This window comes from Pseudomonas sp. BRM28 (assembly GCF_002939405.1).
In the GTDB taxonomy this organism is placed as follows: domain Bacteria; phylum Pseudomonadota; class Gammaproteobacteria; order Pseudomonadales; family Pseudomonadaceae; genus Aquipseudomonas; species Aquipseudomonas palmensis.
The window spans coordinates 1549993-1573829 of sequence record NZ_PEFV01000001.1 but is presented as its reverse complement, the minus strand read 5'-3'; the positions used below and the strand labels follow the sequence as shown (position 1 = coordinate 1573829).

18 protein-coding genes and 1 pseudogene are annotated in these 23837 nt (G+C 51.6%); 1 reads left to right on the top strand and 18 read right to left on the bottom strand.

All coding sequences use genetic code 11. The annotated features are described in order from the left end of the window. Position 1: 1 nt before the first annotated feature. The 13 genes from CR917_RS07375 to CR917_RS07320 all read right to left on the bottom strand — a co-directional run bounded on the left by CR917_RS07375 (position 2) and on the right by CR917_RS07320 (position 16179). Positions 2-1387: an undecaprenyl-phosphate glucose phosphotransferase gene (locus CR917_RS07375; protein ID WP_078479760.1), complete on the bottom strand. Its 1386-nt coding sequence runs from the start codon at positions 1385-1387 to the stop codon at positions 2-4. A 166-nt stretch (positions 1388-1553) separates the two neighbouring features. Beyond that, a complete protein-coding gene (gene galE / locus CR917_RS07370; protein ID WP_078479761.1) occupies positions 1554-2600 on the bottom strand; it encodes a UDP-glucose 4-epimerase GalE in 1047 nt (348 codons plus the stop codon). Between the two features lie 44 nt (positions 2601-2644). Then, positions 2645-4054: a mannose-1-phosphate guanylyltransferase/mannose-6-phosphate isomerase gene (locus CR917_RS07365; RefSeq protein ID WP_104572081.1), complete on the bottom strand. Its 1410-nt coding sequence runs from the start codon at positions 4052-4054 to the stop codon at positions 2645-2647. A gap of 117 nt (positions 4055-4171) precedes the next feature. After that, positions 4172-5143 (bottom strand): GDP-L-fucose synthase, encoded by a 972-nt coding sequence (locus tag CR917_RS07360; RefSeq protein ID WP_146094988.1) that lies wholly within the window; start codon positions 5141-5143, stop codon positions 4172-4174. Between the two features lie 5 nt (positions 5144-5148). Beyond that, complete coding sequence (gene gmd / locus CR917_RS07355) at positions 5149-6273, bottom strand: GDP-mannose 4,6-dehydratase (RefSeq protein WP_078479808.1); 1125 nt, start codon at positions 6271-6273, stop codon at positions 5149-5151. A 45-nt stretch (positions 6274-6318) separates the two neighbouring features. Continuing rightward, complete coding sequence (locus CR917_RS07350) at positions 6319-7086, bottom strand: WecB/TagA/CpsF family glycosyltransferase (protein WP_078479764.1); 768 nt, start codon at positions 7084-7086, stop codon at positions 6319-6321. Beyond that, complete coding sequence (locus CR917_RS07345; RefSeq protein WP_104572080.1) at positions 7079-8194, bottom strand: glycosyltransferase family 4 protein; 1116 nt, start codon at positions 8192-8194, stop codon at positions 7079-7081. Before CR917_RS07345 ends, CR917_RS07350 begins: the two co-directional genes overlap by 8 nt. Before the next feature lie 189 nt (positions 8195-8383). After that, entirely contained in the window at positions 8384-10639 is a 2256-nt protein-coding gene (locus CR917_RS07340) for a radical SAM protein (protein WP_104572079.1), read from the bottom strand. Further along, positions 10627-11778, bottom strand: a complete 1152-nt coding sequence (locus CR917_RS07335) for a hypothetical protein (protein WP_146094987.1) — start codon at positions 11776-11778, stop codon at positions 10627-10629. Before CR917_RS07335 ends, CR917_RS07340 begins: the two co-directional genes overlap by 13 nt. After that, complete coding sequence (locus CR917_RS07330; RefSeq protein ID WP_146094986.1) at positions 11750-13078, bottom strand: O-antigen ligase; 1329 nt, start codon at positions 13076-13078, stop codon at positions 11750-11752. The genes CR917_RS07335 and CR917_RS07330 overlap by 29 nt, the downstream gene beginning before the upstream one ends. 674 nt (positions 13079-13752) lie before the next feature. Beyond that, complete coding sequence (locus tag CR917_RS27015; RefSeq protein WP_146094985.1) at positions 13753-13953, bottom strand: hypothetical protein; 201 nt, start codon at positions 13951-13953, stop codon at positions 13753-13755. Beyond that, positions 13950-15026 (bottom strand): Wzz/FepE/Etk N-terminal domain-containing protein, encoded by a 1077-nt coding sequence (locus CR917_RS07325; RefSeq protein ID WP_146094984.1) that lies wholly within the window; start codon positions 15024-15026, stop codon positions 13950-13952. Before CR917_RS07325 ends, CR917_RS27015 begins: the two co-directional genes overlap by 4 nt. 88 nt (positions 15027-15114) lie before the next feature. Next, a complete protein-coding gene (locus tag CR917_RS07320; RefSeq protein ID WP_104572075.1) occupies positions 15115-16179 on the bottom strand; it encodes an LPS O-antigen chain length determinant protein WzzB in 1065 nt (354 codons plus the stop codon). A 389-nt stretch (positions 16180-16568) separates the two neighbouring features. On the opposite strand from CR917_RS07320, the pseudogene CR917_RS07310 reads away from it, so the two are divergent. Beyond that, a pseudogene (locus CR917_RS07310) lies at positions 16569-17650 on the top strand (IS3 family transposase); the annotation flags it as partial. 581 nt (positions 17651-18231) lie between these two features. Here CR917_RS07310 and CR917_RS07305 read toward each other — a convergent pair. From CR917_RS07305 to CR917_RS07285, 5 genes are all read right to left on the bottom strand, one after another. Next, entirely contained in the window at positions 18232-18474 is a 243-nt protein-coding gene (locus CR917_RS07305; protein WP_078479771.1) for a lipopolysaccharide assembly protein LapA domain-containing protein, read from the bottom strand. 24 nt (positions 18475-18498) lie between these two features. Further along, positions 18499-18792: an integration host factor subunit beta gene (gene ihfB, locus CR917_RS07300; RefSeq protein WP_043862681.1), complete on the bottom strand. Its 294-nt coding sequence runs from the start codon at positions 18790-18792 to the stop codon at positions 18499-18501. A gap of 316 nt (positions 18793-19108) precedes the next feature. Further along, a complete protein-coding gene (gene rpsA / locus CR917_RS07295; RefSeq protein WP_043862680.1) occupies positions 19109-20785 on the bottom strand; it encodes a 30S ribosomal protein S1 in 1677 nt (558 codons plus the stop codon). A 124-nt stretch (positions 20786-20909) separates the two neighbouring features. After that, a complete protein-coding gene (gene cmk, locus CR917_RS07290) occupies positions 20910-21596 on the bottom strand; it encodes a (d)CMP kinase (protein ID WP_043862679.1) in 687 nt (228 codons plus the stop codon). Then, positions 21593-23830 carry a bifunctional prephenate dehydrogenase/3-phosphoshikimate 1-carboxyvinyltransferase gene (locus CR917_RS07285; RefSeq protein WP_104572073.1) on the bottom strand — a complete coding sequence of 746 codons (2238 nt, stop codon included), beginning with the start codon at positions 23828-23830 and terminating at the stop codon, positions 21593-21595. Before CR917_RS07285 ends, cmk begins: the two co-directional genes overlap by 4 nt. Positions 23831-23837 lie beyond the last annotated feature (7 nt).

Below are 23837 nucleotides of genomic sequence, written 5' to 3'. Positions count from 1 at the left end.
ATCAAAAAGCATTCTTATTGATAAAACCCTTGAGCGCCGTGAGAAATATTATTCTTACGTCCAACGAAAGCGACCAATTGTCAATATACCAGAGGTCAAACTCCACGCGCTTCTGCATTTTCTCCAGCGTATCAGTCTCCCCTCTATATCCGCTTACCTGTGCCCACCCGGTAATGCCTGGCTTGACTTTGTGTCTCTGCATGTAAGACTCAACCAGATCTTTATAATATTCATTGTGCGCCAGCGCATGTGGGCGCGGACCGACAATCGACATGCGCCCCTGCAGGACGTTGAAGAATTGAGGCAGTTCATCAAGGCTGGTACGACGCAAGAACGCACCCACACGGGTCACTCGCGCGTCATTACGCTTAGCTTGGGTCAATGTTCCGCTATTTTCGTCGTGCACAACCATGGAACGAAACTTGTAAACCTTGAATCGTTTACCGTTGATCCCCATCCGCATCTGTTTGAACAGAACGGGACCTGGAGAGGTAACCTTTATTACCAGTCCAATGATCATACATAGCGGCAGAATCATCAGACTGATCAGGCCACCAATCAGGACGTCTTCCAATCTTTTAATAACTCGTGCAGGGCCATCCATCGGGCTGCAACTTAAGTCTAAAGAGTAAACACCTGCAATGCGGCTGACCTTGTGATTCAGCAAGGGTATATCACCCCACTCGGGTATAAATCGCACAGCAACGGTGTAGTGGCGCAGTGCATAGAGAATAGAGCGCACAGCACCGCCTTCGCTCAGCGGCAAGCACAACCAAACTTCATGAACGCCATGCTCATTAACTTTTTCGACTAATGTCTCCAGCCATTGACCGCCAGCATTGTACGTCAAGTTTTTCTCAACTTTGAATCCGTACTCCCCCAGAGCTTGACCTGCATTCAGTTGCCCTGCAGACTCGCCCCCCGAGTCCACCAGCAATACTGACTTGAGATTCATTCCGGATGAACGCAACTGCCTAAGAAGGAAAAAAACAAAGACTCTTAACAAGAGACACAGCGAACCACCAATAACCAATATCGCAGTGAACCAGATACGAGAATAGTTTTCGGACAACTTCAAAAAAAAGGTAAGGGATAAAATAATTCCAGTAGCGGCTAGCCAGCACATTAATAAGACACTAAACTGCCGGGCGAAGGAATACCCCCTTTGCGATCCATACACACCACCAAACGACATACATAACACCACGACAACACTGGTAACCAGGGTCGCCGTACTGTATCGACCGCTCATTTCAAATGAGTTATAACGATACCAATAGGCCAGCACGCCAGCTATTACAACCACACCCAAGTCAAGCAGAGCGACAAATAAGGGTACAGGATAGCGCTCTGCAAATGTTGGATGGTAACGCTGAATGACTTGCATGTTATCTTATAACCCTAAGATATAGATTTTTTATAAAAAAATAAAAAATACAAATTCTATAAATTACAAACGCTCGCTGACTACCTAGCTGTCCAAATGCCCTAAGGATTCAGGCACACCCAGCCTTGTACGGAAACGTCGCGAGTAGATCATGTTCACCATGAATCTAACGACGGTATCCGTTAGGGTTATTTTTTTGCCACCTCCATGCATCTTTCATCATTTCCTCTAAGCCTCGTTCCGCTCGCCAGCCTAGCTCATTTTCCGCCTTCGAGACATCTGCCCAACATTCTGCGATGTCACCGGGGCGGCGAGCCGTCACACTATAGGGTATTACCAGACCACTGGCAGCCTGAAATGCATCGAGCAGCTCAAGGACGCTGTAGCCTTTGCCCGAGCCAAAATTCCAAATATGAAAACCTGCACGCAACTCAATGGCTTGAAGTGCCTTGAGGTGGCCATTCGCAAGGTCTACAACATGCACATAGTCACGCACCCCAGTGCCGTCGCGGGTCGGGTAATCGTTGCCAAATACTTTCAGCTCAGCAAGCTTGCCAATAGCCACTTGGCCAAGGTAGGGCACGAGATTATTGGGAATACCCAAAGGGTCCTCACCAATCAACCCGCTAGTGTGTGCACCGACAGGATTAAAGTAACGAACAGTGGCGATACTCCATCGACTGTCGGCCTTGGCCATATCCGACAATATCTCCTCGACCATCAGTTTTGATCGACCATATGGATTGGTAGGGGTAGCGATGGGAGTAAGCTCACTCAGTGGCATGCGCCCTGAATCCCCATAAACCGTGGCAGATGAACTGAAGACCAGACGAAAAACGCCCGCTTTATACATGGAGTTGAATAAACTCACACTCCCAGAGACATTATTAGAAAAGTACTTAATCGGTGATTTTACGCTTTCACCTACCGATTTTACTCCGGCACAGTGAATCACTGATTCAATCTGATACGTTGCGAAGAGACGATCCAAAACCTTGGCATCACAGATGTCACCTTTTACAAAAAAAGGTGCTGCACCCGTATAGCTCCCCACACGCTCTATTGACTCGACAGAAGCGTTTGAAAGATCATCCAACACCACAACATTCAAACCACTTTCCAGCAGCGACAGGACAATATGAGAGCCTATGTAACCAGCTCCGCCGGTTACTAGAATATATTTCCCCACGCCTGTCTCCCTACCTTTTTTCATAGTTTTATCTTGATGGCTCTCTACGCAGCATGATACGTATATCACTATACGCGACCATACTTGTCTTCAAATCGCACGATGTCATTTTCACCCAAATAAGAGCCCGATTGAACCTCAATCAACTCCAGCGGAATGACGCCTGGATTCTCCAAGGCATGGACCTGGCCAATGGGTATGAAAGTCGATTGATTTTCGGTCACAAGGTACACTTTTTCGCCATTCGTGACTTTAGCTGTGCCACTGACAACAATCCAATGTTCCGCACGGTGATGATGCATCTGAACCGAAAGCTTGGCGCCCGGCTTGACGGTAATCCGCTTGACCTGATACCTGTGGCCTGCGTCAACGGAGTCATACACGCCCCAAGGGCGGTACACCTCACGATGATTGACGTGTTCATTGCGGCCCGACGACTTTAATCTGGAAATCAGGGTTTTAACATCTTGCGCACAAGACTTATCAGCGATCAGTACCGCATCCTTGGTCTCAACGATAACTAAATCCTTGACACCAAGCGTCGCGACTAGCCGATGGTCAGAGTGAATATAGCTGTCGGACGTCGCCTCGCAAATAACGTCACCCTTGCTCACATTCCCCCATTCATCTTTGCTCCCCAACTCCCAAAGTGCGGACCACGACCCGACATCACACCAGCCTGCGTCCAATGTAACCATCACGGCTTGATCAGTATGTTCCATAACAGCGTAGTCAATGGACTCATCAGGGCATTCCAGGAACGCTTCTTTGTCTACCCGTGTAAAATATAGATCCTGCGCACCTTTCGACAGCGATAAACGACAGGCTTCAAGAATATCTGGTCTGAATATTTCGAGCTCTTCCAGGTAACGTTTTGCTCGGAACATGAACATTCCACTGTTCCAATAATGCAAGCCTCCCGCCACATAGGTCTCTGCTGTTGAGATATCTGGTTTCTCTACAAACGCGTCGACAAGGAACCCACTTTCCCCAATGGACTTCCCCTTCTTGATATAACCATATCCCGTTTCCGGCTTGATCGGGACAATTCCAAACGTCACCAACTTTCCCGCCACCGCATGAGCAACAGCAGTGTTCAAAGCACCTTGGAAAGCGTTTATATCTTGAATAAAGTGATCTGCTGCCAACACCAGCAGTATGGGATCTTCTTCCTGATTGCATAAGTTCAAGGCGGCAAGCGCTATAGCGGGAGCTGTATTACGACCTTCTGGCTCAAGAATTATATTTGATTGTTCCAAGCCAATTTGGCGTAACTGTTCTGCCGCCAGAAACCGATGCTGTTCATTGCATATAATTAACGGCGGTGCCATCTCCACGCCTTTCAATCGCTGACACGTATCCTGCAGCATTGAAAGGTTCTCTTTCACCAACGGTATAAACTGTTTTGGGTGAAGCTCACGTGACAATGGCCACAACCTGGACCCGTAACCACCCGCTATAACGACAGCATGTAACATAATAGATTCCTACGCTATGAAATCAAACTAGAAGCATAAACCTCTGTCATCCTACATAGTCATCAGAAACTCATAAAATAGCCCGCGCCTTACAGCGCGAGGACATCGAAAATCCCCTCAACCCCTCACGGAGTCAATATTTTCCACGTACCATCTGTACGCATCACGCAATCCATCTTCCAACGTGATTCGAGCTTTCCACCCCAACGATTGTATTCGTTGAACATCGAGCAACTTTCTGGGCGCACCATCTGGCTTAGAGGTATCAAACACAAGCCTGCCAGAGAAGCCCGTCACTTTGGCAAGTGTCTGCGCAAGCTCACGTATTGTGCAATCGACGCCTGTTCCAACGTTGATATGAGACAGCATATCCTGTGTTGCACCTTGATACTGCTGCCTGTCTAACTCCATCACATGCACACATGCTGCTGCCATGTCATCAACGTGTAAAAATTCCCGCATCGGACTACCACTTCCCCAGATGGAGATTTCGTCGTCCTGTCGCACTACAGCCTCGTGATAACGTCGAAGCAAGGCGGGAATCACGTGGCTATTCAGCGGGTGATAGTTATCATTAGGACCATATAGATTTGTCGGCATGACGCTGCGATAGTTTCTACCGTGTTGACGATTGTAACTTTCGCATAACTTTATTCCCGCAATCTTTGAAATAGCATAAGGCTCATTCGTCGACTCTAACGCACCGGCTAACAATGCCTCTTCGTTCATCGGCTGCGGCGCATGCTTTGGATAGATGCATGAGGAGCCTAAAAACAACAGGTTCTGCACATTATTATTATGCGCCGCACTTATAACATTCGCCTCGATCATTAAATTATCGTATATAAAATCAGCAGGGTATGTATTGTTAGCGTGAATACCGCCAACTTTAGCTGCTGCAAGATAAACCTGATCAATTTGGTTTTCCGCGAAAAACTGTTGAACTGCGCGCTGGTCAACCAAATTCAGTTCATCTTTCGTTGCAGTCAGTATGTTGACGTAGCCTCGTTCAACCAACTGTCTTACGATCGCTGCGCCCACCATACCCCGATGACCAGCAACAAATATTTTCTGATCGAAATTCTGCATTATTTCTAGTTCTCCACTGCCACAGAAACGTCATATCCGTGCTGTTTCAGCAGCGCGTGCCGTTGGGCAATCTTCAAATCTTCCGAAACCATCTCCGCGCACATCTCTTGCACCGTTATTTCTGGAACCCATCCCAGCTTCTCTTTGGCCTTGGTAGGGTCCCCGAGAAGCGTTTCAACTTCGGTCGGCCGGAAATAACGAGGGTCCACACGCACAATGATATCCCCCACCTTGAGAGCCGGGGAGTGAGTACCATCGATTTTTTCGACAATCGCACGCTCCTCAATGCCTTCCCCTTCAAACCTGAGGGTCACACCGAGCTCTTCTGCCGACCATCGAATGAAATCTCGCACCGAATACTGAACACCGGTAGCAATTACAAAATCATCAGCTACATCCTGTTGCAACATCATCCATTGCATACGCACGTAATCCTTGGCATGCCCCCAATCGCGCAAGGCGTTGAGATTACCGAGGAACAAACATTGCTCCAATCCCAATGCGATATTCGCCAAGGCTCTGGTAATCTTGCGTGTCACGAAAGTTTCACCACGCCGGGGAGACTCATGATTGAACAGGATACCGTTACATGCGTACATACCATAGGCTTCACGATAGTTTACCGTTGCCCAGTAGGCGTACAGTTTGGCCACTGCGTAGGGGGAGCGTGGGTAAAAAGGCGTTGTTTCCTTCTGCGGTGTTTCTTGCACCAGCCCGTACAGCTCAGACGTCGACGCCTGGTAGAAACGTGTCTTCTTTTCGAGCCCCAAAAGTCGGATGGCTTCAAGAATACGCAATGTTCCTATAGCATCGACGTCAGCTGTATACTCTGGAGACTCAAAGCTAACCGCCACATGTGATTGCGCACCGAGATTGTATACTTCGTCAGGCTGAATATCTTGAATGATACGGGTTAGGTTAGACGAATCCGTCAAGTCGCCATAGTGCAGTACAAAGTTTCGGTTATCGACATGCGGATCTTGATAGATATGATCAATACGTTGCGTGTTAAAAGAAGAGGCACGACGCTTCAGGCCATGAACTTCATAGCCTTTTTCGAGCAAGAACTCAGCGAGGTACGATCCATCTTGCCCCGTTACACCGGTAATAAGCGCCTTCTTTTTGTTCATTTTTCCTTCCTGATCAATCATCAAAAATTCTATTAAGAGTGTGCTTTACTTCTTCAATAGCTGACGGACTGCGTAATAGATAAACCAGCTATTTGTCGACAGATAACGCTTAAATAAACGTTTTGGCTCACTACTAAGGCGGTGTAGCCACTCCAACCCCGAATGCTGCATCCACAGCGGCGCGCGCTTTATGACCCCTGCGTGGTAATCAAATGCCGCCCCTACTCCAATCATCACGGCATTGACTCTGTCGCGATGCTCGGCCATCCACAGCTCCTGTTTGGGGCAGCCCAAGCTAACCCAAACAGTTTTCGCACCAGATGTGTTGATAGCCTCGACGATCTGTTCATCCTCCTGCGCTGTCAGCTGACGGAACGGCGGCGAATAAGCGCCCGCGATCACCAAGCCAGGCATACGCTCAGGCAGCACCTTGGTAAGAATGTCCAACGTTGACTGTGCACCGCCGTACAAATAGACCGGTTCACCACACGTAGCCGCTTCAGACAGGTACTTCCACATTAAATCCGGACCATTGATGCGCGCCTGCCCCTCAACGCCTAACCGACGCATCAGCCAAGCCACCGGAGCGCCGTCGGGAGTGGCCAAGTCAGCGTTGCGCACGACGTCGCCAAACTCTCGATCTTGCGTGGCCGTTACCACGGAATGCACGTTGCAAATACAGACGTAATAGCCTTTCCCCGTCTGTGCCATTTCGGCAACACTATCGAGGACGCTGGGCCAGCTCAGTACATCAATAGGCACGCCAATGACAGAGCTTGTAGTACGTTGCCTGCATCCCAATTGTTCACTCATTGCGCGAAACCCTAATTGCCTGCGTATAGATGTCCATCAACATTGAATAGTTGGCGTCTTCAGTATAATTGCTTTCAAATGCCCGCCTGGCGCCTTTACCCAAACGCTCCAATAATGTCGGCGTCGACCAGGCCTCACGTACAACCTGCAGCAGTGACTGGGGGGTCGCGGGGCGGAATACCACGCCATTGTCGCCGTCTTGTACGATAGAAGCCAGCGGTCCTATATCCGATACGGCTGCTGGTGTACCAAACGCAAAGGCCTCTCGGATCACCATCGGGAAACCTTCGAACCACTCCGACGGTAAAATTTGTAGGCACGCATGGGCAATCTGATATTCGGCTTCCTGTGACGATACTTGCCCAAGAAATCGAATGGGCAGGCCACGTGCCATCAGCTCAAGCTCGGGTCTTAGCGCTCCGTCCCCCACAATACGAAGCTCAGGTGCCGAAGCCCCCCATTCCTGCCATGCCCGCAGCAGAGAAACGACCCCTTTTTCAGCCGTCAAGCGACCGACGAATACGACATAAGGCTGGCGCTGCTCCCACGATACAACCTTAGGATTACCCGGGTAAAAGTTGGGTTTCACGTGCACTTTTTCACGTGGCAACCCTGCCGTTATCATCAGCTCTTTTTGAAACTCCGACAGCGCAATGAATGCATCTACCTGATGTGTCCAGGTACCTAAAGCACGATGCAGTTCGACGTTTATTGCCATGGGAATCGTCGCGACACGGCTATTTCGATAGCATCCGTGAAGCAGAGACGGTAACGCCGAGTGCCTATCAATGCACTCTGTACATACACGCCCCTCGCGCATCGGTATCGCAGCCGGACAAAACAATCGATAGTTGTGCAAAGTAAGGACACGAGCAGCGCGTTTGCCTAGCGCATGGAAGACAGCCGGGGACAGCAAAGGAAAGGTATTGTGAACGTGCACAATATCAGGCTTGAAGGAATTAACAGCACTGCAAATGTCACGCTTTATACCAAGGCTCCAAGGTGTACCCAGTGCGGCCTTGACTACGCCAATCTTACCCTGTGCTGTAATTGCATCACTGTGCTTAGTAAAAAGTCGCACATCATCACCCCGACTAGCTAACAACATTTTCTCAGCCTCGAAAACCTGGTTTTCGCCCGAGGGAGTTGCTGAACTGTAGAAGTTATGCGTTAGAAGAACTCGCAACGTGCTGGCCCCTTATTAATTTTTCGCAAATAAAAATGGTGATAGCGATGCCTGACTGCGTAAAAAACACTCAGCAGGCATCGTATACCACCACCTACAGCACAACCTTAACTAAACCTCACCCAGCCATCCGCGAATTGTGGGTTCATCCAACTCGCTCACATTGCTCACGTTGGTGCTGCCAAGGCTGTCAAATAGACCAGCCACCTTTCCGCGTCCACCTACCTGATAGTCAATCCCATAAACATCCAAACCACTCGACAAACCAAATATGCAGGCATGAAACCTCATCGCGAGTAAATGAGTACATTGACCCAGCATATCAAGCATGATCGGAACACCGGGCTCATACTCGACGACATAATAATCGCGACTTGGCAGGACACCCTTGACCACTTGGTAAAAGGAACTAAAGTCAGAAAAACCGTAAGTGTCTGGGTTGAACGGAATGAACACCACCGCCCACTCGGCGCCCAGTTGGTTGATCACAGAAGTCACGTTCCGGGTCATACTGTCCACTATGCGACCCACACTGCCTTCGCTACCTTTTGTAGCGTAAGCACTCCAAATAGGCCGTAAATTGACGAACAATACTTTCTCACGCCCGGCGATATAATCTTTCAGCGAAGAAAGCTCTGTTCTTTCACGAGCACTGTAATTGATCTGGGGAAGCATAAACCTGTAGTAGTGAAGGTAATCAAACGCAGGATCCTGATCAACCTTTAAAACTTCAATTTTATTGTAAAATGGCAAACTTTCAAAATTGCTCTTGCTACGCAATGTAATTTGCTTGGCAAGCAGCAACATCAAAGAAGCAAAATATTTGCTTACTGTTCTTTTGTACGGCCCTAGACCGACCCCCTCGACAACAAAAGGAATCTTTTTCCACGTAGCCAGAAGAGAGGCATAAAGATAGAAACTCAAATTAACAGGTATATCCATGATTGGCCCGCCTGCGTACACCAGACCATCGCTTTGACCCAATGCAGTTCGTAAACTGCTACGCGAAAGCTTTACCACGGAAAAATCCACGCCATCAATTTTCAACGACTGAACCCACTTTTGAGTTCGGTCGGGCCTGAAGCTGAGAATGAAAAACTTTTGAGTCTGAAATTGTTTTTTCAGCCTCAATATCACACCACCAAGAATAGCGGCATCACCAACGTGCTCCCCACCGTAGGCACCCATAATGGTGACTACCGGCATCGCGTCCAGCGCTAAACCTTTAGGTGCTTTGATTTTTCTCAGCAGTGCAAAGGGGGCAATGGCCACAGCATTAAGAAGATTATCCGCCAACCGCAAAACCTTCCTAACAACAACGGTACCTTTCCACTGATTAATTTTATAGGCGAGGATAGAAAAGGGGCTCCAGGCACCGCTTTGATCATGGATACAGCTATCACAGTATTTATTTTTTGTAACTTCTCTAGCGACTTCAATCCCCTTCTCCGAAATACTGAAGTCGGATGCTCGCAGATCCTCAACTATTGCCGTTTTAGCAACCGAACAGGGGTAGAGCGCCAATTTCGATGTTAGCAACATGCCTTGATCTTTAAAGTAGCAGGGCATGGCTCTTGCGCCACCACCGGATGAAAGCCATCGCTGCATCCGACTATAGTAAAGCTTCCTCGACAGCGACCTGGTTTGAGCTAGCAATTCGCCAGAAGAAAAGAAGTCCGCGACAAAGGAGCGCTCTTCATTATCAATGAATACTTCAGAGCGATCAGCATTGTAGAGACGCTCAATATTTGTTGCTAATCTAAAGATTATTTCTATATTTTTATCACGCGCATAATCCAATGCAAGTTGCATCGAATAAACGTTCATTGTTGAGATCGTGTACTGAAGCTGAAGCTTCACATTCAACGCTTGTGCTATCTCGATAGTTTTAGTGGCCTTTGAAAATGCACCACTGATGCCTCTAATCAGGTCATGACGCTCACCGTACCCATCAATGGATATGTTCAAACTAAACGAAATACCTCTGCGCTGAACAATCTCCTTAATCAAGGGAAGAAATCGTCTCCATCGCGAGTTACTGTAGCCGTGCGAAGTAATAGAAAGTGTTTCGAGTAATGGGAGAGCATCTACGATAGCACCGACACACCTGACGAGGTCTTTGCGTAACGTCGGCTCACCGCCTGATATCCCTAGATGCTTAACTTTCGAAAACCTTGAATGAGATAACACTTTTGTTATCTCTTCCGGGCTTATTTCGTCCACAATATTGTTCTTCCAGATGTTACACATCGTGCATCTGGAATTACAGTTGTCCGTGATAGGAAAATTAACGACCCTTACATCCCGATTCAAACCAGCATAATCCTTCAGGTATTCTAAAACCTTCAAAACTTTCAACGGGTCCACCTCGAAATTCTTTTATCGTTAACAAAAAATATATATAGGAAGAGCGCACTCAGCGCATAGGCAGCAGCCATTGAGACCAAACTATCGGTCACACCAACGCCACCCTCACCAAAGCTATAGAAGCCAAACAGAAATGATAATTTCACTGCGACCGCGACCGCCAAAGATGCGATAACACTGGCTTGCTTTCCCAGCACACGTAAATTTGACTGCAGTAAAGAAATCACAATCATTGCGAATACGATTAGCGCGAAAGCAGCCCACATGAAAATCCCCTCAGATGTACCATGCAACAATGTACCATAAAGGATAGCAGCCACCGGGGTGACAATCAGGGTAATGGTCAAAGGCGCAACCCATACTTCGAGATAAGTCACTTTATAGCCCCCCCCCTTTGAAAATACGAAATTAATCATCGCACCAGATATCTGCTGTATTGGCGACAATAGCATTAGCAGTTTTCGTACCTCCACAATCGCAGCAGGGCTTCCCAGGCTTGCAAGAAACAGGTAGATGCCGTTTGATGGAAACCATAGCAACGGCACAAGCATGACTGATTTGGCCAACGCTAGTGGGTCAGCAAATATACTGAGAACATTATCCTTGAACGATTCATTTTTTTTCTTGATCGTGAGTAGTGACAAGTAAATGAGCGCCATGCAGTTAACCAGACAAACCAGCATCAACACGTCAACATAGACATTACACACGTATGCACTTAACGATGCGAGCGTCCCGACCACCAACGTTGCAGCGACGGAATATTTAACGCGCTTACTATCAAGGACACAAACACGCCTAATGACCCATAGCACACTGCTAGTAAACATGACCATGGCAAGCCAAAACCCACCTGCATAGGTGAACCACAATAAAAAATACAGAACCACACTGACTATAAACAGCAACATACAAAGCACAAAAAAATCATTCGCGCTAAATAGGCGATCACTGGAAAACAGCAAGCGCTCCACCTTAATAGCGAAACCGAAATTCAATAAAAACGCTGCCGCTGAGATCATGATCGCGTACTGAGCAACATCATCTACATCAAATTTATAATCAAGAACGACAAATACAATAAAATTGACAGCCGAAAATAAAAATTGATCAACTATATACAGAATCTTTTCTTTCATTTTTTGACCACGAGAACAAAGCAAGAGAAAAGAACCAAAATGTCAGCACCGTATAAACGCCTCCAAATATAGTCATTGTTACACAACCAAGAATCAACGGTAAAGACAGAGCGGCAAGGTAGATATCTGGACTATTCTGCCTGCAGGCGAGATTCCTTAGAATAAGCTTCACTGACTTATAGAAAACAACAGACATCAGCAGAAGTGAAAGCACACCACCGGAAAGAAAGCTTTCGATTAGCGCATTGTGAGTATGCGGGGGTAGCCAGTAACTCTGAGTGAAATTGAGTCTGTAATACTCTTTGACACCCTCAACAAAACCGACACCTAGATACCAATGATCTAACGCGCCTTGCAGACCGACCTCCGCGACAACGCTTCGATTATTAAGCGTCAGAAGGTCATACAGCGGCCGCTCACCCTTCCCAATCAATGGCAATAAACGCTCAACAAAAAACTCATAGAAAAGTAATAATAAAGGGACGACAAATATCATACAAACCGCGCAAAGCAACGCTCTACCCATGAGATTAAAGTTTAATAAAACCCATAGACAAATGGCAATTGCAACGGAAAACTGGGCCGTTCTGCTTCCCGTAAAATACAATGCCACGCAAAAAAACAAGCAACACATTAGAATCAAAAACTTTTTCAGCGTGGTCCGAGCCTTGCCCATCAGGTAGAGACTGGACAACATTCCAGAGGCGAATACCATCCCGATAAAATTTGGGCTGTATGCGTTTCCTCCAAGGCGAAAACGACCTTGCGTTTCCAAGGCATAAAAGTGATTCGGGGAAATGACTAGTCCGATGGCTATCATTATCACGATAGCAACGGCTGCCATTTGCACCCACCCAGCGAAAACTCTAACCGCCGCGTCCCGACCTTCAAGCCTGATTGTTTTATCAACTATATCTAATGCAAACAAAAGCAAAATATATTCGCACAACCGATAGAAACCTGTGATTCCAACGCCGTTCACTACGAGGCTCAACGTCAGAATAATCATGTAACAGAACAAAAGCTTCATGAGAGGAGACGGATGAGCAAACACTCGGTGAAACAATCTAGGCTTCAACAAACATACCGTAAGAATGCAAAATAAAAACCAAGCGACTCTGACCACCTTGTCAAGCGTGTTGTCAATCCCGGTGTCCAGGCCTGTCTTATCAACAACTGATAAATTGAAAGGCGTCAGCGAAATGAGAAGCACTATTAGCGTATCGACTTTCAGCTTCCATCCAGCAGTGCTGCTTTCCAGTTTTTTATCTAGATTTTCATCCACCGCACTGTCACTCACCTAGTAAATAAATCCACTGTCGTTCAACACCACGAAACGGAACAAGCAATCCAGTTTCCTAATGATTAATCGGTGAAAAGTACGCCACACTGCAGGGCGTTCAAATTTTCCCCCCTGCTCCGCACCTTGGCTACTTGAGCACGCCTCTGACACTGCTCCAGAGAGCCAGTGAGCGTCACCCAGCGGCTCATCCGTCCGTTCTCCACTCGCCCATAACAAGAGGAGTCTTAACAACGGCCCAATTCCCTCCCGAGGTATACATGGCAGAACGTACCCTGGTTTACTTGAGCATTTGGTCGTCAAACCTAGCCAGTATGCCAACGAACGAAGCGGAAGGTGATGACTTGCTGGATACGCGGAGGACCACTGCAAAAATTCTACACCAGCTACTCGTGATGCCCTAGCCAAACAGTGTTGCCCAACGCTATCGCCATCATTATGGCATCACCTATAGAGACGGCAGTGCTTGTCTCAGGCATTGAAGCATTACAGACTTGCGCCCTCGTCGCCTCAATGACGTTAATCTCTACAGTGCGGGTAAAGAGGAGCGAGCACCGGCAGCTACACTATGTGGCTTAGCGGCCGACTGCGCCTGACTGCCGCGGCGAGTATGGACGGCATTGCGTAAAATCGCGAGGAATAGACCTATACCCGCCCCAGTATCAGCCCTAATGCTATCCATAAAAGTTTTTGGGAGCGACCGGATTAACCGGTTCGACGGTAAATCGATCAATGCTCACCAAGCGTAACTGGCTCAGGTCCGTGGAAATATTTTCCAGTCGAATACGTTCAGCACGCAGGGGCTCTACCCCTTTCAGAAATATTTCTTCATTTTCACGCTTGCGCAACACTTCAACCTGCCGATTGCTGATCAACAGCGAAAGCTCTCTACGGATTTTTGCGCAATTCGTGGATCAGCAAAGTCATCTGACCGGCGCTTACGTAATACCTGACGCTCCGCTTCAAGCGCATCGGTACCCATGAAGTAAAGCGGTATTTGCTGGTTGTTGACCTCAGTGCGAATTACATTGCCTGATGCTTCACTATCAGCCATAGATGATGGGGTCGACGGCTTCTTCAGTCCGAGCGAGCGCGCAATATTGATGGCTTCGTCAAGCACAGAAATTCGGTCTTCCCGGCGCTGCTTAAGTTGTACACGCAGCGCCTTAAGTTCATCTTGCAACAAGGCACGACTGAGGCTGTCGCTCTCTAGCAGCTCTGCGATATGGCTTTCTTTGGTAGCATCATAATCTGCGCGCGCTGCTACCAACTTGGCATCCACTTTCTTAAGCCGATTACCGATGATAATTTTCAAGTCATCTGACACTTGACGACGCTCGTTTTCGATTGCGTAGTTGACGAATTCGTTCAATACGTCATGCCCGCGCACCCCTTCTGGATATCGCATTTGGAAACCGATATATGCACTGAGCAAGTCTGCTTTCTTTGGATCCGGCTGTACCAACTTTAATGCATTGCGATTAAAGTCTTCAAACGCCTGCTCTGCGGTATATCCTGGTCGGGTGAACGCAGCCTGCAAATCGGGGTTAGATCGAAAATAACCAAGACGTGTTTCGTACGAGTCGAGCGCCGCTCCGACACGAATCAATGCGGTGCTTGGAGGCAAAGAGTAAATTTCAGAACGGTTCAGTGCGTCCAACTCATTCAGCGCAGCGGGACGCAATATAGTACTGACTTCATACTCAGGCGTGACGGTATAAGCGAACAGCGCCCCAATCACGCCAAAGAATAGTGAGCAGATCACAATGAGCTTTCTTTGGCGCCATACCGCGTACAACAGGGTCAGAATATCAAATTCGTCGCTAGTCACTACTGAGGGGATACGAAAAATACTTGCCAAACGAAGGTCCGCCTGAATAAAAAGAGACATTCGCCCAGAAACAGGCACGCAACTCTTCGCTATCGACACCTTCGCCGAACTAAGCACTCGAAATCATCCCTGTCGCTAAACGACGAGAATATTGTGCCAGCTAACTGCGCACGTTGCCATCTGAAAGTCGGAAATCAGGAATGATTTACATTAGCGTTTGATTGTCATTTTTTCGGGTGCTCGACCAGACGCGACGGAAAAGCGCCAATGTGATTCCTAGCCCAGCACCTGCCAACACGCCTAAAAACACGACAATAAATCTTTGGGGTTTGATGGGGCTATCAGGTAAATCGAGTGCGCCGTCCTGGCGGTACACCCCCACTACGCTAGGGTCGACTTCCAGAGATCGATAGAACGATTCCTGAGATTGCTGCTCACGAAGGTTGCTGATAAAAGGGTCATCCGAGCCACGCTTCTGCAGATTCTCAATTTCAGCCTGTAGTGCTTTACTGCCTCGCATGTAAGTCAGGGCCCCATCCATCCCGGCGGAGACCTCAGTTGAGAGGTTGCCAGAAATGATGGGCGGTCGTTCCAGGTTAATCGATTTGGCAATCGTCAACGCTTCCTCCAGTTGCGCAATCTGGTCGTCGCGTAGTCTCTTCGCATTTTCCCTCGCCGTTGTTATCTGGCGCTCAAGGTTGTTCGCTTTGACTGAAGCATCTGCCTTGAGATCCTTTAGGATTTCGAGCTTTGCTCGATACCCTGCCATTTCCCCATATTGCACCGCCCAGCTAACAGCTAGATTAGGGTCTGGCATATTGACAGTAATAGCGAAACGCGTCGGAATTTCCTTGTTCGCAATAGTCACTTTCAGCACTTTGCTCAGATCTTCATACAGCTCATCTTGGGAGCCTAGGCGCTCTTGAGCGCTCAGTGCCGGCAGGTAGACGTCCTGAAAAAACCTACGACGCAACGACTCCGAATGCAAATTACGTACATACACATCATATACATCCTTCACCGTCAGTATTCCCAGCTCGGAATCTCCCCCACGTCCGTAATTCAGATGCGCAATGTCATTCTGCGATGGCGGCTGCACGAACACCTTGGCCTCGTACACCGGCGTCGCCAGCAGCGCATAAGCCACAGCCGCCCCACCGACAACCAATGTCGTCAGAATGATGAGCAGCTTTTGTTGCCAGAGCCCACGGATCAGCTCAATCAAGTCGATCTCGTCATCCCTTACGACACGTTCACGGTGGTTGGACATTTATTATGTAATTCCTTAAACCCAAATTTTCGTTTGAGACCGGTGCAAGCTAAAAAGCAAGACGTGAAATCCTGATATCAATTGTACATCAACTTGGTTTATTTCGTTACCAAACCATAGCTTAGTGCCGTTTATCAAACCTGCACGCCCATCTGACGTATTTTCGTACGCAGCCAGCCCGATGCGGCACATCGAAATACGAGCGCGACATCAGCTAAGAAGTTCCCTTCAACTCCTCGTCAAGCTCTCACCTATTACCACCTCAACCACCCCGCACTCCTGCTATCAAAGCCTTGCAAAAAGCCTGCTCTGCGCGTGTACCCCCTGTAGTGGTCTAATGAAACCGGACACCCATTTAGGCGGGAATGCTCGCCATAGAGAGGGGTCTGATGACCAAGCAACGTCGTACCTTTACCCCTGAGTTCAAGCGCGAGGCTGCGTGCCTGGTGCTCGACCAAGGCTACAGCCATATCGAAGCCGCCCGTTCGCTCGGATTGGTCGAATCGGCGCTTCGTCGATGGGTGAGCCAGCTTCAGCAAGAACGTAGCGGTGTTACTCCCACCAGCAAGGCTCTGACACCTGAGCAGCAAAAAATCCAGGAACTCGAAGCCCGTATCAATCGGCTAGAACGGGAAAAATCGATCTTAAAAAAGGCCACCGCGCTCTTGATGGCCGAGGAACACGAGCGTTCGCGTTAATCGATCAACTGCGGGCTCAAGAGCCTGTTGATCTGTTGTGCTCGGTATTTGATGTCACCCGATCTTGCTACTACGCGTACTGCCGAAAACGTCGGTATCCGGATGCCGAACGAGTAGTCTTGCGTAGCCACGTGAACGAGTTGTTTACGCAAAGCCGAAGCGCTGCGGGCCGCCGGAGCATCATGCTGATGATGAAAGAGGACGGCATGCAGATCGGGCGATTCAAGGTACGTAGGTTGATGCGCGAGCTGAACTTGATCAGCAAACAGCCGGGCTCCCATGCCTACAAAAAGGCTACCGTGGAGCGGCCTGATATCCCGAACGTGCTTGATCGCGGGTTCAGCGTGGCATCCCCGAACACAGTCTGGTGCGGTGACATTACGTACGTCTGGGCTGAAGGCCAATGACACTATCTGGCGGCTGTCATCGACCTTTGTGCCCGGCGTGTTGTAGGTTGGGCGTTCTCAGCCAAGCCTGATGCCGACCTGGTGATCAAGGCATTGGATATGGCCTATGAGCAGCGTGGCCGGCCTCAGAATGTGCTGTTTCACAGCGACCAGGGCAGCCAATACGGCAGCCGGAGTTTCCGCCAGAGACTATGGAGATACCGCTTCACGCAGAGCATGAGTCGGCGCGGCAACTGCCACGACAACGCGCCGATGGAGCGGCTATTTCGCAGCCTGAAGACTGAATGGATACCGACGGTGGGCTACATGAGCGCTGTGCTGGCACAGCAAGATATCAGTCGGTTTTTGATGGAGCGGTACAACTGGGCAGGACGACCTCGATCTCGTACAGCTGCTTCTGGGTGCGCTCTGCACTGAGAGCTGGTATGAGCAAAGTGCCGCGCCCACCATAGCCCGCTCGATCATGCGTTCAAGGCGCTGACTGCGCGCTCCACATCGCGCTTGACCGAGGCAGCACCAAAGACCAACGCATCCTCTGGGACCAACGGCAGCAACTTTGCGGTAGGGTGGTTGAAATTAATCGGGCAACTGAAACCCGCAGACAGCAAATCCGGAGTACGGCCTACATTATCGAGGTGATTGCGAGTAAGCAGCGGCGCCTTAATGCCACCTATAGGAAGATCAATGCGTGCAGCTTCCGCCTGGAACAGGCCACAGTCGATAATATGCTGCAGTTGGCGTTTAGGTGCAGTTGATGGCAAGAGCCTGTGGCACCTTGAGTGGCGCCGTGTTGGGTGGCTATAAGATGTATCATTAGGGCACGTTGTCCGGTGTGTTTTATGGAGGGCCATTACTCCATAAAACACGGGCACTGCCCCGTGGGCAATTCAGTCCGTAGCTGTAGGAGGCTCTACTTTGGATAATAGATGGATGCACGCGGGCCCGATTTACTGACCACTGCGTCGCATGCGACCTCTGGCACGCACTGCAACATATGCCCCCATCACCGGCCCAACCAGCAACCCACCCACCAAGGCAACCAGCACCACAACCGACAACGGCAACGCCGGCGCAGCCCACCCAAACAGCACCAATGCCACCGACTGCTGATTCTCCAGCACAAACAGCAGCACCACCGCCGCAACGGCCAGCACCACCAGCGCCAGCACTACACGCTTGAGGTTACGCATGACTTGCTCCTTGCTCAGCGGCCATCATGCGCCCTCCTCCTCATCGTTGACCCGATCACGCAACTCTTTGCCGGGCTTGAAATGCGGCACGAACTTGCCGTCCAGACTCACCGACTGACCCGTCTTCGGGTTACGGCCCAAGCGCGGCGCCCGGTAATGCAGCGAGAAGCTGCCAAAGCCACGGATCTCGATTCGATCCCCTGTAGCCAGGCACTGGGACATCTGCTCAAGCATGGTCTTGATGGCCAGCTCCACATCCTTCGATGAAAGCAGCCCTTGATGGGTGACAATACGTTCGATCAGCTCCGACTTCGTCATATTTTTCCCTTCTTTATCAAGCAGCTAGATCATTGCTTACTCTGTTTGTAGCACGCCCTAGCTGATTTGAACAGGGTGGTTCTTGACTTAATAAAATTTTCAAGATTTGCGCACAAGGGTGACAACTGAGTGCCGCTGCCCGCAGGTGAGGCGGGGCAAGGGATTGGCGCATTTACTTCGCCCTGACGTGGACGAATCCGCCCTGGCGGAACACAGGAAGGCATGGGACCTCCTGCAGACTCATCGGCAAACAGACATGAATCGCAGGCACAAAAAAGGGCGACCGAAGTCGCCCTTTTTAATGATCAAGCAGAACTCAGTTCTGTTTGGCCATTGCTTCGCGCAGCAGTGCAGCCATGGTGGTATCGGCGGCAGCTTCCGGAGCGGCTTTCAGGCTCTGGATTGCTTCTTTCTCTTCAGCATCGTCTTTCGACTTGATGGAGAGGTTGATTACGCGGCTCTTGCGGTCAACGCTGATGATCTTGGCTTCAACTTCTTCGCCTTCCTTCAGGACGTTACGCGCGTCTTCAACGCGGTCACGGCTGATTTCGGAAGCTTTCAGAGTGGCTTCGATATCGTCGGCCAGGGTGATGATAGCGCCCTTGGCGTCAACTTCTTTAACGATACCTTTTACGATAGCGCCTTTGTCGTTGACAGCAACGTAGTTGGAGAACGGATCGTCTTCCAGCTGCTTGATACCCAGGGAGATACGCTCGCGCTCTGGGTCAACCGACAGGATGACGGTGTCCAGCTCGTCGCCCTTCTTGAAGCGACGTACGGCTTCTTCGCCCACTTCGTTCCAGGAGATGTCGGACAGGTGAACCAGACCGTCGATGCCGCCGTCCAGACCAATGAAGATACCGAAATCGGTGATCGACTTGATGGTGCCGGAGATCTTGTCGCCCTTGTTGAACTGGCCAGAGAAGTCTTCCCATGGGTTCGACTTGCACTGCTTGATGCCCAGGGAGATACGACGACGCTCTTCGTCGATGTCCAGAACCATGACTTCCACTTCGTCGCCGACTTGTACGACTTTCGAAGGGTGGATGTTCTTGTTGGTCCAGTCCATTTCGGAAACGTGTACCAGGCCTTCCACGCCTTCTTCCAGCTCTGCGAAGCAGCCGTAGTCGGTCAGGTTGGTGACGCGCGCCATGACGCGGGTGCTTTCTGGGTAACGTGCCTTGATAGCAACCCATGGGTCTTCGCCCAGTTGCTTCAGGCCCAGCGAAACGCGGTTACGCTCACGATCGTACTTCAGTACCTTGACGTCGATCTCGTCGCCAACGTTGACGATTTCCGACGGGTGCTTGATACGCTTCCAGGCCATGTCGGTGATGTGCAGCAGGCCATCAACGCCGCCCAGGTCAACGAATGCGCCGTAGTCGGTGAGGTTCTTGACGATACCTTTGACTTGCTGGCCTTCCTGCAGCGATTCCAGCAGAGCTTCGCGCTCGGCGCTGTTTTCGGCTTCCAGGACACTGCGACGGGAAACGACAACGTTGTTGCGCTTCTGGTCCAGCTTGATGACCTTGAATTCCAGCTCTTTGCCTTCGAGGTGGGTGGTGTCGCGCACAGGGCGGACATCAACCAGGGAGCCCGGCAGGAACGCACGGATACCGTTAACGTCGACAGTGAAGCCGCCTTTAACCTTACCGTTGATAACGCCCTTGACCACTTCTTCGGCGGCGAAAGCTGCTTCCAGAACAATCCAGCACTCGGCGCGCTTGGCTTTTTCACGGGACAGCTTGGTTTCGCCAAAGCCGTCTTCGACCGCGTCCAGCGCAACGTGAACTTCGTCACCGACCTTGATGGTCAGCTCGCCAGCTTCGTTGTAGAACTGCTCGAGCGGGATGACGCCCTCGGACTTCAGACCGGCGTGGACAGTAACCCAGTCACCGTCGATATCGACAACGATACCGGTGATGATCGCACCTGGTTGAAGGTTGAGGGTTTTCAGGCTTTCTTCAAAGAGTTCTGCAAAGCTTTCGCTCATTTTAATTCCTGTAGATTAGGGCGAGACATACGCCCATCAGCCACATTCCAGACAATGTGGGTTTCGTTCATATAAAGGGAAAGCCTGCAGGACGTTGACTGGTGCCCCTGCATGCCGCCCTGTATCAGGCGATATCGCGAAGTGCGATCTCGCTTCTGATGCGTTGCAACACCTGTTCGATGGACAATTCCGTGGAATCCAGCTGGATTGCATCGGCCGCCGGCTTGAGCGGGGCCACTGCGCGCTGGGTGTCGCGCTCATCACGCGCACGTATCTCATCTAGCAGACTCGACAGACTAACATCATCGCCCTTGCCCTTCAACTGCAAGTAACGACGACGCGCCCGCTCCTCGGCGCTGGCCGTGAGGAAAATCTTCAAGGGCGCGTCTGGAAACACCACCGTCCCCATGTCGCGCCCATCGGCGATCAGGCCGGGAGACTCCTGAAACGCCCGCTGGCGCTGCAGCAGCGCATCACGCACCGCCGGCAGCGAAGCCACCATCGATGCGCCAGCGCCCACGGTTTCGGTACGGATCACATTGCTCACATCATCCCCCTCGAGGATGATCTGCTGCAACTTGCCCGGCTCGGCGGCGATGAACTGCACGTCCAGATGGGCGGCCAGCTTGACCAGCAGCTCTTCATTGGTCAGGTCGACACCGTGGTTGCCGGCGGCGAATGCCAGGAGGCGGTACAGAGCACCGGAATCCAGCAGCTTCCAGCCCAGCTCGCGGGCCAGCATGCCGGCAACGGTACCCTTGCCAGAACCGCTAGGCCCGTCGATGGTGATGACCGGTGCCAGCGCGTTCACGACTTGCCCTCTTCAGCTACGCGGATGCCGACTTCGGCACACAGCGCGAGGAAGTTGGGGAACGAGGTGGCGACGTTGGCACAATCATGGATGCGAATCGGCGCGCAAGCGCGCAGCGAGGCGACGCTGAAGGCCATGGAGATACGGTGGTCGCCATGCCCATGCACTTCGCCGCCACCGATGCTGCCGCCGTCGATGATGATGCCGTCCGGGGTAGGTTCGCACTTCACACCCAGCGCCTGCAGGCCGTCGGCCATGACCTGGATGCGATCCGACTCCTTCACCCGCAGCTCTTCGGCGCCGCGCAGCACGGTACGCCCTTCGGCACAGGCCGCAGCCACGAACAGCACCGGGAACTCGTCGATCGCCAGGGGCACCAGGTGCTCCGGAATCTCGATACCCTTGAGCCTGGCGCCGCGCACTCGCAGGTCGGCTACCGGCTCGCCGCCGACTTCACGCTGGTTTTCCAGGGTGATGTCGCCGCCCATCAGTTGCAGAATGTCGATGACACCGGTGCGGGTCGGGTTGATGCCGACGTGCTCCAGTACCAGCTCCGAACCCTCGGCAATCGAGGCCGCGACCAGGAAGAAGGCCGCCGAGGAGATATCGGCCGGCACCTCGATGTGGGTGGCGGTCAGCTTGCCACCGGACTCCAGCGAGGCGGTAGGGCCATCGACGCTCACGCTGTAGCCAAAACCGCGCAGCATGCGCTCGGTATGGTCACGGGTAGGCGCAGGCTCGGTGACGGTAGTCTTGCCCTGGGCATACAGGCCGGCCAGCAACAGGCAGGATTTGACCTGGGCACTGGCCATCGGCAGTTTGTAATCCAGCGCCTTGAGCGTATGGCCACCGCGGATGGTCATCGGCGGGCGGCCCTCGGCGGCGGTCTCGATGACCGCACCCATTTCGCGCAGCGGGTTGGCCACACGGTTCATCGGGCGCTTGGACAGCGAAGCATCGCCGGTCAGCACGGTGTCGAACGGCTGCGCGGCCAGCAGGCCGGACAGCAGGCGCATCGAGGTACCCGAGTTGCCCAGGTAGATCGGGCCAGGCGGCGGCTTGAGGCCATTGAGCCCCACCCCGTGAATGGTCACGCGACCATGGTGCGGGCCTTCGATGACCACGCCCATGTCGCGGAACGCCTGCAGGGTCGCCAGCGCATCCTCACCCTCGAGGAAGCCTTCCACCTCGGTGGTGCCTTCGGCCAGGGAGCCGAGCATGATCGAGCGGTGGGAAATCGATTTGTCGCCTGGTACGCGAATACGGCCGGACAGGCGGCCACCAGGTTGTGCCAGGAAAATCAGGTCGTTGGAGTTCATAGCGTCCACATAGGCCCGACGGGCCAGGATTTTACTGAAATGCTCGCGGGCAACCCGGGCGCGGGTGAAAACGCCCAGCAGCTGGTGCCCATCCCCTGCATCGACCGCGTCGCGCAAGGCGTCGAGGTCGCTGCGAAATGTATCCAGTGTGCGCAGGACAGCCTCGCGATTGGCGAGGAAGATGTCATGCCACATGACCGGGTCGCTTCCGGCGATTCTTGTGAAATCGCGGAACCCACCGGCAGCGTAACGGAAGATATCGAGGTTTTCATTGCGCTTGGCCAGCGAATCGACCAGGCCGAAAGCCAGCAGATGCGGCAGATGACTGGTTGCCGCCAGCACTTCGTCGTGGCGCTCCACCTGCATGTGCTCGACATCGGCATCCAGTGCACGCCACAGGCGATCGACCAGAGCCAGGGCGGCCGGGTCGGTTTCTGCCAGCGGCGTGAGAATCACCTTGTGACGACGGAACAGGGCGGCATTGGAGGCCTCCACCCCACTCTGCTCGGAACCCGCGATCGGATGGCCAGGTACGAAACGCGGCAGCTTCTCGGCAAAGGCTTCGCGCGCAGCACGCACCACGTTGCCCTTGGCGCTGCCCACATCAGTCAGCACCGCCGCACCCAGGTCAAGCTGCGCCAGGCGCGCCAGGAGCTTTTCCATGGCCAGGATCGGCACCGCCAGCTGGATCACGTCAGCCCCGACACAGGCCGCAGCCAGGTCCTCTTCACAACGGTCGACCACACCCAGCTCGACCGCCAGCTTGCGCGATTGCGGGTCCAGGTCGACACCGACCACCTCGCGGCACAGGCCACTTTCACGCAGGCCCTTGGCGAACGAGCCGCCAATCAGGCCCAGGCCCACCACCACCAGCCGGCCAATGACGGGCCCGCCTTGCTTTACGACTTCAACCACGGAGCAG

Bases quoted from the DNA above. Each gene is read 5' to 3' on its own strand.
- CR917_RS07375 (WP_078479760.1), bottom strand. From the start codon at position 1,387: ATGCAAGTCATTCAGCGTTACCATCCAACATTTGCAGAGCGCTATCCT.
- galE (WP_078479761.1), bottom strand. From the start codon at position 2,600: ATGAAAAAAGGTAGGGAGACAGGCGTGGGGAAATATATTCTAGTAACC.
- CR917_RS07365 (WP_104572081.1), bottom strand. From the start codon at position 4,054: ATGTTACATGCTGTCGTTATAGCGGGTGGTTACGGGTCCAGGTTGTGG.
- CR917_RS07360 (WP_146094988.1), bottom strand. From the start codon at position 5,143: ATGCAGAATTTCGATCAGAAAATATTTGTTGCTGGTCATCGGGGTATG.
- gmd (WP_078479808.1), bottom strand. From the start codon at position 6,273: ATGAACAAAAAGAAGGCGCTTATTACCGGTGTAACGGGGCAAGATGGA.
- CR917_RS07350 (WP_078479764.1), bottom strand. From the start codon at position 7,086: ATGAGTGAACAATTGGGATGCAGGCAACGTACTACAAGCTCTGTCATT.
- CR917_RS07345 (WP_104572080.1), bottom strand. From the start codon at position 8,194: ATGTTGTTAGCTAGTCGGGGTGATGATGTGCGACTTTTTACTAAGCAC.
- CR917_RS07335 (WP_146094987.1), bottom strand. From the start codon at position 11,778: ATGAAAGAAAAGATTCTGTATATAGTTGATCAATTTTTATTTTCGGCT.
- CR917_RS07320 (WP_104572075.1), bottom strand. From the start codon at position 16,179: ATGTCCAACCACCGTGAACGTGTCGTAAGGGATGACGAGATCGACTTG.
- CR917_RS07305 (WP_078479771.1), bottom strand. From the start codon at position 18,474: ATGCGTAACCTCAAGCGTGTAGTGCTGGCGCTGGTGGTGCTGGCCGTT.
- ihfB (WP_043862681.1), bottom strand. From the start codon at position 18,792: ATGACGAAGTCGGAGCTGATCGAACGTATTGTCACCCATCAAGGGCTG.
- rpsA (WP_043862680.1), bottom strand. From the start codon at position 20,785: ATGAGCGAAAGCTTTGCAGAACTCTTTGAAGAAAGCCTGAAAACCCTC.